The organism is Treponema denticola (genome assembly GCF_024181405.1).
Taxonomy (GTDB): domain Bacteria; phylum Spirochaetota; class Spirochaetia; order Treponematales; family Treponemataceae; genus Treponema_B; species Treponema_B denticola_D.
The window spans coordinates 1992737-2006024 of the sequence record NZ_CP051302.1; the positions used below are offsets into that span (position 1 = coordinate 1992737).

The 13288-nt window shown below is 41.2% G+C and carries 11 protein-coding genes and 1 tRNA gene; 6 read left to right on the forward strand and 6 right to left on the reverse strand.

Annotated elements, in window-relative coordinates; all coding sequences use genetic code 11:
* Window positions 1-11 precede the first annotated feature (11 nt).
* Window positions 12-1232, forward strand: a complete 1221-nt coding sequence (locus HGJ18_RS09330; RefSeq protein WP_253696108.1) for a class I SAM-dependent RNA methyltransferase — start codon at window positions 12-14, stop codon at window positions 1230-1232.
* A gap of 43 nt (window positions 1233-1275) precedes the next feature.
* Window positions 1276-1878, forward strand: a complete 603-nt coding sequence (locus HGJ18_RS09335) for an alpha/beta hydrolase (protein ID WP_253696109.1) — start codon at window positions 1276-1278, stop codon at window positions 1876-1878.
* Window positions 1879-2421: 543 nt separating this feature from the next.
* Here the strand turns inward: HGJ18_RS09335 and HGJ18_RS09340 are convergent.
* The 5 genes from HGJ18_RS09340 to HGJ18_RS09360 all read right to left on the reverse strand — a co-directional run bounded on the left by HGJ18_RS09340 (window position 2422) and on the right by HGJ18_RS09360 (window position 8388).
* A complete protein-coding gene (locus tag HGJ18_RS09340) occupies window positions 2422-3186 on the reverse strand; it encodes a CPBP family intramembrane glutamic endopeptidase (protein WP_253696110.1) in 765 nt (254 codons plus the stop codon).
* Window positions 3187-3497: 311 nt separating this feature from the next.
* The gene (locus tag HGJ18_RS09345; protein WP_253696111.1) at window positions 3498-5237 is read right to left on the reverse strand and encodes an ABC transporter ATP-binding protein; all 1740 of its coding nucleotides are present in this window, start codon (window positions 5235-5237) and stop codon (window positions 3498-3500) included.
* On the reverse strand, window positions 5230-6975 hold the full coding sequence (locus HGJ18_RS09350; protein ID WP_253696112.1) for an ABC transporter ATP-binding protein: 1746 nt from the start codon (window positions 6973-6975) through the stop codon (window positions 5230-5232). Before HGJ18_RS09350 ends, HGJ18_RS09345 begins: the two co-directional genes overlap by 8 nt.
* A 128-nt stretch (window positions 6976-7103) precedes the next feature.
* Window positions 7104-7712, reverse strand: a complete 609-nt coding sequence (locus tag HGJ18_RS09355) for a TetR/AcrR family transcriptional regulator (RefSeq protein ID WP_253696113.1) — start codon at window positions 7710-7712, stop codon at window positions 7104-7106.
* A 109-nt stretch (window positions 7713-7821) separates the two neighbouring features.
* The gene (locus HGJ18_RS09360) at window positions 7822-8388 is read right to left on the reverse strand and encodes a 2'-5' RNA ligase family protein (RefSeq protein WP_253698327.1); all 567 of its coding nucleotides are present in this window, start codon (window positions 8386-8388) and stop codon (window positions 7822-7824) included.
* Window positions 8389-8514: 126 nt separating this feature from the next.
* Here HGJ18_RS09360 and HGJ18_RS09365 point away from each other — a divergent pair, with 126 nt between their 5' ends.
* Genes HGJ18_RS09365 through HGJ18_RS09380 form a run of 4 tightly spaced genes read left to right on the forward strand, consistent with a single transcriptional unit; the run spans window position 8515 to window position 13065 of the window.
* Window positions 8515-9198, forward strand: a complete 684-nt coding sequence (locus tag HGJ18_RS09365; RefSeq protein WP_002673563.1) for a DUF5714 domain-containing protein — start codon at window positions 8515-8517, stop codon at window positions 9196-9198.
* A 51-nt stretch (window positions 9199-9249) separates the two neighbouring features.
* On the forward strand, window positions 9250-11088 hold the full coding sequence (gene pepF, locus HGJ18_RS09370; RefSeq protein WP_253696114.1) for an oligoendopeptidase F: 1839 nt from the start codon (window positions 9250-9252) through the stop codon (window positions 11086-11088).
* A 22-nt stretch (window positions 11089-11110) separates the two neighbouring features.
* Entirely contained in the window at window positions 11111-12028 is a 918-nt protein-coding gene (locus HGJ18_RS09375) for a M28 family peptidase (RefSeq protein ID WP_253696115.1), read from the forward strand.
* A gap of 44 nt (window positions 12029-12072) precedes the next feature.
* Window positions 12073-13065 (forward strand): Fic family protein, encoded by a 993-nt coding sequence (locus HGJ18_RS09380; RefSeq protein ID WP_253696116.1) that lies wholly within the window; start codon window positions 12073-12075, stop codon window positions 13063-13065.
* A gap of 51 nt (window positions 13066-13116) precedes the next feature.
* Here HGJ18_RS09380 and HGJ18_RS09385 read toward each other — a convergent pair.
* A tRNA-Lys gene (locus HGJ18_RS09385) sits at window positions 13117-13189 on the reverse strand.
* Window positions 13190-13288: the final 99 nt, after the last annotated feature.

A 13288-nucleotide genomic window follows, 5' to 3' on the forward strand; every position in this document is an offset into this window, starting at 1 on the left:
AGATTAAAATTATGCAAAAAGAAATCGTAAAAACAAAAAAAATAGTTTTCGGTGCTTCATGTATAGCTTCTTTAAAAGACGGCAAAACCGTTTTTGTTCCCTATTCTCTTCCCGATGAGGTCTTGGAAATTTCCATCGTAAAAGAACATAAAAATTATACCGAGGGAAAAATCGAAAAAATTTTAGAAGACTCTCCCCACAGGGTAGAACCTAGGTGCCCTTACTTTTATGCTTGCGGGGGTTGCAACCTCCAAACAGCCGATGACGAATATCAGCATTTTTTAAGAAAAAGCATGGCCCTTGAAGCCCTTGATAGAACCTTGAGTTTAAATAAGGAAAAAACCGTTTTTGAAAAGCAATCTCTTGCAAAGAATCTTTTTGAAGAAAGTGTTTTTGTAAGCGGCCCGGACTGGGATTATAGATCCCGCTTTCAGTTTTACATTGACAAGGACGGCTCTCTTTCTTTAAAAGAAAATAAAAGTTCCGGTTCGGTAAAGATAAAGGATTGTCCTATTGCAGTACCCGCAATAAGAAATCTTTTAAAATCGAATTTAAAAGAATATACTCCGAATTCGAGAATCCACATTTTTTCAGACGGAGAAAAAATTTTTACCCAAGATAATGCAAAAGACTGCGAGGTAAGGCTTGCAGGAAAAAGGATTAAATTTAATCCCTTAGGCTTTTTTCAATCTAATTTGGAAATGACCGAAAAACTGATAAACACGATTTTTGAATACGCAGAAATTTCAAGTTCTGTTTTGGATTTTTATTCCGGTGTAGGAACATTTTCTCTTTTTGCTTATGATCAGGCAAAAGAGATTCATCTTGTAGAACATAATAAACACGCTCTCGCCTATGCCCAAGAAAATTTTTTGATAAACGGGAACAGCTCATCAAGCGGAATTGTCAGAGAAAAAAAAGAAAGCGGTTTTCCTAAAATTTTTTATCATGCCTTGGACGGGAAAAATTGGGCAAAAACAAAAGAATCAAAGCTGAAATTCGATACGGTATTTGTAGACCCTCCGAGGATCGGCATAGACAAGGAAGCCCTGTCTTGGCTTTGCTCAAGCGGTACCCGTCAAATTTTTTACATCTCCTGCGACCCCGTAACATTCGCCCGCGACACGGCAAGCCTTCTTGTATCCGGCTACAAGTTAGAAAAACATTTTCTATTCGATTTTTATCCTCAAACCCACCACATCGAAACACTGGGGATTTTTAGGAAAAATTAATTCTCAAGCGTTCACTTAATATAAATAGTCAGAGGTATTTTATATGAAAAATGCAGTTGTATATATACACGGAAAAGGCGGTTCTGCCGACGAAGCGCTTTACTATAAAAAGTTTTTTAATGACGATTATGATGTTTTAGGGTTTGATTATAAATCGGAGTTACCTTGGCAGGTAGGTGAAGAATTTCAAAACTATTTTGATTCCCTTATTCCAAATTATAATGAAATCTTATTAATTGCAAACAGTATAGGGGCTTACTTTTCTATGTTGTCCTTATCGGAAAAACCGATCAAAAAAGCTCTGTTTGTTTCCCCCATTGTCGATATGGAAAATATCATTTTACACATGATGAAACTGGCAAAGATATCCGAAGAAGAGCTTAGACTAAAAAAAGTCATCAACATTCAGTTCGGCGAACCCTTATCGTGGGAATATCTTTCTTTTGTCAGAAAAAATCCTATAGCATGGAACATTCCTACCAGCATTCTTTACGGTAAAAAAGACGATATGACTTCTTTAGAAACAATAACGAATTTTGCGAATAAAATACATGCGGACTTAACGATTTTTGATGAGGGAGAGCATTGGTTTCATACTGAAGAACAAATGGATTTTTTGGATACTTGGTTTAAAAGATTCGTTTGAAAAATCTTTATACACCTGTTATGCCTCAACAAGTTCACGGATTGAATGCTGCCCATTTTCCATCTGAGTTTTAGACTGCTCCAAAACTTTTATATTGTTTTACGAATAAAAAACAATGCTTCTATGAAAACAATAACATTGTTTCCGATTTGCTTCACCAACAACATTATTCACAAGGGTAGCCCAAAATAGCCGTCTTCCGCTATACGGTTATACGCCTCGTACAGCAGGAGCGGATAGGTCCGCTGTCGTGGGCTACAACGAGAGCAGTATGATTTTCGGTTCGGATACATTTACGGAAGCGCAGGCTATTTTTTGTTTTCGCCGTCTACTCTGCAAAGCTCCAAAATCCACATGACAACAACAGCGAGGCAGATAATCAGCAGTATCAAATCCTGCACTCGAAATCCGATACGGCAGATGTTAGTGCACTTTATCGGAGCACCCAACCCGCGTGTCAATGCAGTGTCAGATTTACTATTTCGTGAATTACTACTTATTTAATTGTTTAATTAAGTTAGACAAACTGAAATTTGTCGCTCTTCAAAGAACTGACACATCAGTTGCTTTTTTATTTTGCTCTCTAATCGAAAGAACAGTTGCCATTACTATAATAATTATTTTACAAGCATAAGCTATATTTTGATTACCACCTACTGCTAATTGTGAGAAAACATTTATTAACGAATGTGTCATCACACATATCCACAAACTGTTTGTCTTTATAAATAATGCGGATAAAATAAAGCAATTAGTCAACAATCCAAGCAAAAATCCAAACGCCCGTACTTGCGGCAATGTTCCTTCAATGTAGAAATAAGAAAAATGCCATATTCCCCATAGAACAAAAGTAATTAAAGTTGAACTAATATAACTATGGCGTTCCATCATAATTGGTTGAAAAACATATCTCCACCCTACTTCTTCAATCCCACCAAAAAGGATTGCTTTAAGAAATAAGATAATAGGAATATACCACGCATTCAACGCTAATTTTCCATCAAATGCAACATAGCAAAAATCCAAAAACAAGAACACAATAACGAATAAATAACTGCCGGTGTTTTGCTTTATAGCGAAAAAATCCTTTAATATTTTCTTCGTACCGTACTTTTTGTATCTAACTGCAATAATAGTTCCCCATAGAGCAGATGAAACTCCACCTATTCCAATAGCAACCATTCCCATTGGCATCGTATAATCTACAACCATACCCAAATTACGCAATATAAAAACGATAATAAATATCATCCATATTTGCCCTAAGGTTCCTAATAAATAAAGGAAAATTGCTTTTTTTCGACTCATAAATTTCCCCCTAAATTCAAATTTGTCAGCTAATAAGTTTACTGGCCAACTTATACACTTGATTTATTTCTTTGCTTTCTAAGTTCCAGTTATTGAGTTCAGCAAATGACCTCACTCCCTTTATCTTCAAATTTTCTCTCTATATATTTGCCGATATTATACCATTTTTTAAGGCTTTTTTCCACTGTCAGATTCCCCAGGTTAGCGATGGGAGCTGCGCCGCAGGCGTTCCGGAACGCAGTGGAGGAATGGAGCGGTAGCGGAACAGCGGACGTAGCGCCCCGAACGCAGTGAGGGGAACCTCCATATAACTATTTATGCACCTTCCAGCTTGCAGCTTCGCGCCTCTCGCCGATAAAGTTGCGGTATATGCCGTCCTGATCCATCAGTTCGGCATGTGTGCCCTGCTGCACAATCTTGCCGCGGTCTACGACGATAATCTGATCGGCTCTCTCTACGGTTTTCAGCCGGTGGGCAATCATGATGACGGTCTTTTCGGCGGTGAGCGCCTGGATGGCGTGCACCAGTTCGTTTTCGTTTTCGGGATCAATGTTGGCAGTTGCCTCATCCAAAAAGATGACCGGTGCGTTTTTCATCATGGCGCGGGCAATGGAGATGCGCTGCTTCTCGCCGCCGGAAAGACTTGCGCCGCCTTCACCGACAACCGTATCGTATCCTTGGGGAAGGCTTGAGATAAAGTCATGGCAGCAGGCCTTTTTTGCCGCAGCGATCACATCCTCCATCGGAGCGCCGGGCTGACCAAAGCGGATATTGTTGGCAATGGTGTCGTGGAATAAATAGACCGATTGGAACACAAAGCTGAAATTCGCCATTAAGGAATCCATATCGTAATCCTTCACATTCCGGTCTCCCAGCATAACGGTTCCCCCGTCTACATCCCAGAACCGTGCAAGCAGATTTACCAAGGTGGTTTTCCCTCCGCCGGAAGGGCCGACAATCGCCGTCGTGGTCTTTTCAGGGATATGCAATGAAATCCCGTCGATGATCTTTCGCTTCTCATACGAAAATGCGATATCCTGAGCAGTAATATCGCGTACTGCCGGTTCAATCGTTTCTCCGGATATATCCATCTGCGGCGTGTTCAGAATTTCCTGCGCCCGGTCAACGCTCATATCAACCACGCGCAGCAGTGATGAGTATTGTCCTGCCGTTTCCAGACTGGTATAGATGATAAATGCGGAGATTACCATGACAACGGCAGTCAAGGCGTCCATGCTTCCGGCACAATAGAATGCGCATGAAAAAGCTACCATTGACACACCGGTAAGCTTGGCGATAAAACTCTGCAATGCTATGCGGGGAACCAGTGTCATTTCCATGTCGATATTGATCTTACTGTTTTCCGAGATAGCCTCATTTAATTCCTTGCTCTTTACTCCCGTCAACCGGTAAGCCTTAACCTCGGTCATCCCTTGCAGGTATTCCAAAACCTTTTCGACGAGCCTTTCATCTGCGCGTATCTTTTTTCCCGATACCTTTTCGGAAGCAATCCGGAGACGGCTGTTTGCAAAAAGAAACAGCGAAAAACCGCAGAGCAGCACACAGGCGATTCTCCAGTCAAAGAAAAACAGCATGACGACAATAAGCGAGGTTGTAAGCAAGCCGTCACAGACAAGCATTACCACACGAGTCGCAATATTTTCAAGACTTTCCATTATGTTAGTTGTAATAGATGTAATCTGCCCGAGGCTGTTGGCGTTAAAGTATCCCATCGGAAGATACCGCATGTGCTCCGCAATCTCCACCCGCTTTTTCGCACAAGTGTCATAACCCCCTTCGGTCTGCAACATAACAGCCTTTGATTTTAGCAATCCCGATCCGGCAATGCTGATCAGCATAATCCCTAACGAGAGCAGGATATCTTTTGTGTCTACCGTTCCGTTCATCAGCGCCCGAATCATCACCGCAATCGCCGGAATCTTTAGCGCCTCAAACAGAGCCTGAATAACATTGAGCCGAATGGAAGTGATAAATTTCTGGCGGTTTTCTTCACCGCAGAACGCAAAAAACTTTCTAATAACTTTAAGCATGATCTTTCACCTCAATATGTGCATTCCACATCGTTTCATATAACCCGTGATGAGAAAGAAGCTCATCATGGGTTCCGCTATCTGCAACGGCACCGTCTTTAATGACATAAATACAATCGGCAGCAGTAATCGTAGAAAGCCGGTGCGCAATCACGATGAGCGTCTTACCCTCCGTCAGCTTAGAGATAGAGCGCTGAATAACCGCTTCGTTTTCAGGATCGGTGTAGGCGGTTGCCTCATCCAAAATGATAATGGGCGCCGCTTTCAGCATTGCTCTGGCAATGGAAATACGCTGCCGCTCACCGCCGGAAAGATGCCCGCCGGAAGTGCCTACCACGGTATCGTAACCGTGCTCCAGCTCCAAAATGAATTCATGGCAACCGCTTTGTCTCGCCGCTTCCTCCACTTCCGCATCAGTTGCATCCGCCCGTCCGATGCGGATATTTTCCCTGACCGTCATGTTGAATAGATAATTGTCCTGAGAAACAAAGGCGATCTTATCCGAATAGGCCTCTTGCGGAATTTCGCGAATGTCCGTATCCCCCAGCAAAATTGAGCCGCTGCTCACATCCCAGAGCGAAGCGATAAGGCGCGCAATGGTACTTTTTCCGCTGCCGGAAGGACCGACCAGCGCAATAAAACTGCCCTCCGGAATTTCCATAGAAATACCGTGAAGCACTTCCTTTTCCTTATACGAAAAATGAACATCCTGCAGCTGCAATGTATTTTCTTTTGGAATAGCTCCATCTAACGGGCGCTCCATTTCGGGAGCATACAGAATACTTTGAACTTCACCGAAGATAGTTCCCATCGTTCGAAAGTCGTCCGAATAACTCATCAAGGTTATAAGCGGCGTGATGATGCCGACAGAGAGAATAATAATTGTTACCAGATTCTGAGGCGGAAGAGATCCACCTTTTACCAAAAGACCGCCGATGGGGAGCACGGAAACCATTGTGGCGGGCATGATTACCGTGGCGAATGTAAAGGTGAGAATACAGGAGCGCATCCAATCGATATAGCTGTGAGCTGCTTCATAGGCGTCATGCACGAAGCGGTCGTAGGAACTTTTTGTATTTCCGAAAACCTTGATGACTTGAATACCGCCGATATATTCAACCGCCGTATCATTGAGCGCCTTTGTGGCTGTAACCGTGCGTTGATAAAATTGAGGACTGCCCTTCATCATAAGACCGTAACAGAAAAAGCCAACCGGTATCGTTGCAAGAGAAGCCAGCCCCATACGCCAGTCAATGGTAAAAATGTAGATCAAAATGATGACGGGGATCAGTAAATTTGCGGTGAACTCCGGAACGATATGCGCCAGTGTCGTTTCAATGCTGTCGATACGTTCGATGAGTATATTTTTGAGCGCCCCGGAACTTTGCTCCAACACCGCACCCAGCGGCATTCTTGTTAGTTTTTCCGTGCAGCGTTTTCGGATTTCCCCGAGCACTGCAAACGTTGCCCTATGACTTGTCGATGTGCTAAGCGCATGAAACAGTACACGGCAAAACCAGAACGCTGCAATAATCAGACAGCGTATCATATAATATGAAAGGTCTTTGTTTCCGCCCATCAAACCGTGTACGATGCCGGCAACAACAAAATACGGTGCGATAGAAAAGGCCACGCCGATAACTGCGAGGATAACACTTAGAACATATTGTCCTTTGTGTTCCCCTGTTTGTCCCAACGCCCACGCGATAGGCGAAGGACTTTTTTCTTTTTCCTTCATAAGCAAACTTCCTTTTGTTAGCTAACAAACAGCAGTTAGCATTAGCTAACATTTACTTAAACTCATCGCCTATTCTTATAAACAAAGACAGGTGGTGAGCCTTTATCCTAATTCAATTATGCAAGTTATTAAAACCCGAATAACTGCTTCCAGCCCGGAACAAAGAATGCCTCTACCGCTTTCAGGCAATGTAATGCTTCTTCCAAACTGTAATTATGGATAACCGGTTCAAAAAGAGCGGTCGTATATGCCGAAAGCAGAAGATGCAGCTCCTTTGAATCTATGTCTTTTACGGCGTATCCTTGCGCTTTCAACATCGGCAGATATTGTAAAAGCTGCGCCTGCTGCCCCTCTGTAAGATCGTGGAGGAAATGCTCGTACTTACTCCCCCGCGATTTTGCCAGTAATAGATGATATTCCTCCATATTCGGATAGACAATCTCGCGCATCATGTCTATTTCTGAATCGCGCCACTGTACATGTTCTTCGTGACGGACTGCGTTCGCATAACGCGCAACATGTGCATCCAGCCAAGCATTTATGCGGTCCACCGCAGGAGCGACAATTTGATCGAATAGATCTTCTTTATCTACACAATGCCGATATATTCCCGCAGCCGTCATACCGCAGCGTTTGCTGATACTACGCATAGAAGATTTATCAAAGCCCATCTCCATAAATTCGGCTTTTGCTGCGGCTATAATTTTTATATGATTGGCGGTTTTGTCCCTCGGCATAGATTCCTTCTTTGGCGTACAGTGTTAGCTAACACATGTAAATATACAACTAATCCGTTTTATTGTCAAGGTGATTGGAGAAAGTTGTTGCACAACTTTATATTTAGACCTATATGAGCAATTCCATAGTAACAGCGGCTTCCCACCTGTTGGCTTTCCGTTCAAAAATCGTGATATTATCAACCGGAAAAGCATCCACAAGGTTCAATTCATTCATAACCTGAAGAGCCTTTGCCGTTGCCCCCGCTGGAATATCCCGATTTGAAACAGTGGCATGAGGCTGAAAAGGCCTTCGGTCTTTTTTGGTAGAGCCCGGACAGGCGTTCAAAATTGCTTTTACGGTTTCATCACGGAGCCTTGTCCAATTTTCATCTGCAACTACTTTTGCAAAAAGAGTTCTATCTCCAAACGCATCAAAATTATCTATATGAGCCGTAAAACCTAGGCCCTTAGGCAAAACTTCTTTTTCAATTGCTCTTATTAAATCATCGGTTGAATAGTCTTTTTGCAATCTGAACGGAGGAACAAGAGTAACATGGATTGGAGTACCATGTCCCGACTTACATCCGTAAGCCCTGTTCATATATCGCCGGCAATCTTCAAGGCTGAGGCTTATATCATCCGGCAATAAGACACCGATAAAATGCGTTTGCTGCGGAATATTGTTTTGCTTCATGCTTGTGATTATAGCATAGAATTGCAAATCGTTCTATATATTTTTTCTTTAATAAGCTCAGCATTGATTGAATTATCATTTTTCCTGACACTAGACAATTTATAAAAAACAACTAAAATAATAAATATGAAAGATGAATGTATAGTATGTAAGGCACCGCTGGAGTATCTCGAATATGATGAGATGATGGAGTGCGTACTTTGCCGCAAAAAAGAATTAAGTAAAACCAGATGTGAAAAAGGTCATTATGTATGTAATGAATGCCATACAAAAGGAATGGATTCAATTATAGGCATTTGTTTAAGTGAAAAAAGTAAGAATCCTATTGAAATTATTGAAAAGCTGATGGCTGCACCATTTTGTCATATGCACGGGCCTGAACATCATGTGATGGTAGGTTCTGCACTATTGACAGCATATAAAAATGCAGGCGGAGATATTGATTTAGAACAAGACCTAATTGAGATGCAAAAAAGAGGAAAAAGTGTGCCGGGCGGAGTTTGCGGATTTTGGGGAGCCTGCGGTGCAGGAATAAGTACAGGCATGTTTGTTTCCATTATTTCTAAATCTACACCGCTTGAGAATGAGCCGTGGGGACTTTCAAATAAAATGACTTCCAAATCACTTGAAGCAATAGGAAATATTGGAGGACCAAGGTGTTGCAAAAGAGATTCCTATATATCGCTGCTTACGGCTATAGATTTTATTAAAGAAATTTTTAATATAAATATGGAAAAATCTGAAATACATTGTACTCACTACACAAAGAACAATCAATGTATTGGCGCTAGATGTCCATTCAGAAACTAGATGGGATTTAAGATACTTGCCTATTTATCAACATTGTTGTATAGTAATTACATGAAAAACTCAACTACACCTAAACGTTCCGAGATCGCCAAAAGCGACAAATGGAATATTGAATTACTTTTTAAGAATGAAGAAGAATGGGAAGCAGCCCTTGCTTCTATTCCGGAAGGCGGAAAAGAAATCTTAAAATATAAAGAAGCTTTTTCCAAGCCTGAAACAATCGATGCGGCAACCCTGCTTGCCTGCCTAAAGGCTTCAACAGGGGTTGATAGAATTGCGGAAAAGGTCGGAAACTATGCCTTTTTGCAAAAATCTTCAAACGAGGGAGATCCCGAAAACATCAAACGGATAAGTAAATACATGATGACCGTTACAGAGCTTTCGGCTGCCACCAGCTGGCTCATGCCCGCCATCATGGAAATCCCTGAAGAAAAAATCCGCTCATGGATTGACCCTTCAAGCCCCACAGGAAAGGACTTTGCCGATTTTAAGGTTTCCTTGGAAAAGACCTTGTACCTAAAACCCCACACCCTTTCCGACAAGGAAGAAAAGATTTTAAGCCTTTTAAGCGAGCCCCACGGCACACCTAGCCAAGCCTTTTCGGTTCTAACCAACGTAGACTTTGATTTCGGTACAATCACAACAAAAGAAGGAGATATAAAACTGACTCAATCTTCTTATTCAAAGTTTATGCAAAATCCCGACAGAGCTTTGCGCGAAAAGGCCTATAAGCAGCTTTACGGCGTATACGGTGCACATAAAAACACAATTGCAAGCCTGTACACGGGACAGGTTCAGCAAAATGTCGCCCTTGCAAAAATACGGGGCTATGCTTCTGCCAGAGAAAAATCCCTCTATGTAGATAAGGTTCCTACAGCCGTTTATGACAACCTCGTAGATACCATTCATAAGAATTTAAAACCCTTGCATAAATTCTACAGCATGTTAAAAAAACATTTAGGCCTAAAAGAACTCCGCCACTATGATGTTTACATGCCCTTAGTCAGCGAAGTAAAAAAAGTTACCCCATATAACGAAGCCGTTGACATCATCACCGAAGCCCTAAAACCTCTCGGAGAAGAATATGTTAAAACAATCCGAAACGGTCTTTTAAACGGCTGGGTAGATAAGTACGAAAATGAGGGCAAACGCTCAGGAGCCTTTTCGGCAGGCGGATATGACAGCGATCCCTACATTCTTATGAACTATAAAGAAGATGTTATCCGTGATGTATTCACCCTTGTACACGAGGGCGGACACTCTATGCACTCATGGTATTCGGTAAGAAACAACCCCTACCCCTGCTACCACTACACCATCTTTGAAGCCGAAGTTGCCTCTACCTTTAACGAGGAGCTTTTATTCAGGCACATGCTTAAAACAAGTACCGACCCGAAAATGAGAGCCTATCTTTTGAGCGTTAGAGCTTCCGATATTCTTGCAACCCTTTACAGACAAACCATGTTTGCAGAGTACGAAAAAATTACTCACGCCCTCGTCGAAAGCGGCACGCCTCTTACAGTAGAAAATTTAAGAAGCGAATACAGAAAACTTTTGGAGCTCTATTTTGGTCCCGAAATGGTGTTTGAAGATGTAAGCGATTTGGAAGGAATGAGGATTCCTCACTTTTACAGAGCCTTCTATGTTTACAAATATTCAACAGGTATTTCAGCCTCGATGGCTCTTGCCGAAAGAGTTTGCTCAGGCGGCGACAAAGAAAGAGAAGACTACTTTAAGTTCTTAAAATCGGGAGGCTCACGCTATCCGATTGAATCCTTAAAACTTGCAGGTGTCGATATGGCAAGCCCGGCTCCGGTACAGGCAGCATGCGATAACTTTGCAAAGATTGTAGACGAACTCGAAAAAGCTCTTGAAGAATTAAAAAAATAAAACCCAAGGGGCTTTAACAAATATGATTAAGGAAAATGAAGATAAGCTGCTTAATTCCGATTTGTTTAAAGCCTTTTTAAAAAAAGACCTTAACCGCTGTGATTTTATATCGCAGTGGTTAAGAGCTCACAATGTTCCGCACAGCATAGTAAACCTTGCACAAAAAAAACACATCATCGTAAAATACCCTGCCCAATTTTACGATAAGAACTTTAAAATGAAAACCCTTACAGCCCACTATGACAGGACTCCCGATACCCAAGGAGCTAACGACAATTCAGCCTCTTGTTTTATCCTCATGAACTTTGCAAAAAAACTATGCTCTTACACAAGACCTCACAACATAAAAATCATCTTTACGGACGGGGAAGAAGCAGGAGCCGCAGGCCTTAAAGAACAAGGAGCATACACTCTCGGAACAGGATTAAAAAAGCTTAAAATGGATGGGGACGATATCTTTGTATTCGATATGTGCGGAAGGGGCGATACCCTAATCCTTTCACGTTCCGGAATTTTCGGACGGGATAAAGCAAAGACAAAAAGGCTCGACGAGCTTCACAAGAGGGCCGGTCTTCTAGCTCAAAGAGCTTGTCCCAATAAATGGCTTTCAATGCTTACGGCTTATAGTGACAATGCAGGCTTTATAGCCGCAGGCCTTTTTGCACAGGTCATAACCGTTCTTCCAAGAGAAGAAGCCGAAACTCTTTTACACTGCCTCCCGAAAGAAAAACTCACCGGCCAAAACAAAACAGCTATAAGCGAGCTCACAGACATGGTAATAAAAAATCAAAAACCGCCTCAAGGCTCCCCCTTCGAAAAAATAATTCCATTTACATGGCAGCTGATGCATACCGCTGATGACAAGATTGAAACTCTTAATAGCGAAGCCTTTACCCTCACCGAAAAATATCTTACAGCCTTGGCAGAGAATTACCGCTAAAATTTAAAACCCCTTAACTATATCTTAAAAATCTTCTATAATATATGGGTATGAGTTATGAACCTCCATTTAAAATTACGTCAAAAGCTATAAATTTGATTTCTCAAATATCCGAAAAAATCGGAGAAATAAGTGTCCTTGAGAATACCGAGCGGACAGTCCAATTAAGGAAAAAAAACCGAATTAAAACAATACACTCTTCATTGGCCATTGAAAATAATTCTTTGACTATCGAACAAATTACCGCAATCATCGAAGGTAAAAGGGTGCTTGGACCGCCGAATGAAATACAGGAAGTAAAAAATGCCGTTCAAGCCTATGAATTACTTTTAAACCTGAACCCTTATAAACAAAACGATTTACTCAAAGCTCATCAGCTTATGATGAATGATCTCGTAAAACACAGCGGTAAATACAGAAAAGGAGGAGTCGGTATTTTTGACGGAAAAGAAGTAGTACATGTAGCCCCTCCTGCCGATAGAGTCCCCTTTTTAATGAATGACTTATTTGACTGGCTTAAAAGCACTGATGTTCATCCCCTAATTAAAAGCTGCGTTTTCCATTATGAGTTTGAGTTTATTCATCCGTTTGAAGACGGAAACGGCAGGATGGGGCGCTTATGGCAAACCGTGATCTTAACGGAATGGAAACCGATTTTTGCATGGCTGCCTATCGAAACTTTAATAAAAGAAAATCAAAAACTATATTACAAGGCTTTGGGAATTAGTGACAATAATGCAGACAGCACAGAATTTATTGAATTTATGTTATCGATTATTTTAAAAACAATAAAAGAGATAATTACAACCGAATTAAAGATTACTCAAAAGATTATTCAAAAGATTACTGTAAATCAACAAAAAATTATAGATTCAATAAAAAATAATCCATACATCACCCAAGAAGAACTTGCCGAAATCGTAGGAATAGCACGTCTTAATATAATTAAAAATATGAAAAAGTTGCAAGAACAAAATATAATCAAACGCATCGGTGCCGACAAAAACGGCTATTGGCAAATCATAGATGAAAAATAAAAAACCTCTAAAAACTTATGTTTTTAGAGGTTTTTGTAAATCAAACAAATTTGAGCCATGCAGGCTTCGAACCTGCGACCCACAGATTAAGAGTCTGTTGCTCTACCAACTGAGCTAATGGCCCGTAAAACGAGTCTTGATTATATAAAAATCTAAAAAAAAAGTCAATGCTATATCGAAGAAAAATCATTTTTTTCATATAGACTAAGCCTCAAAATAGTGA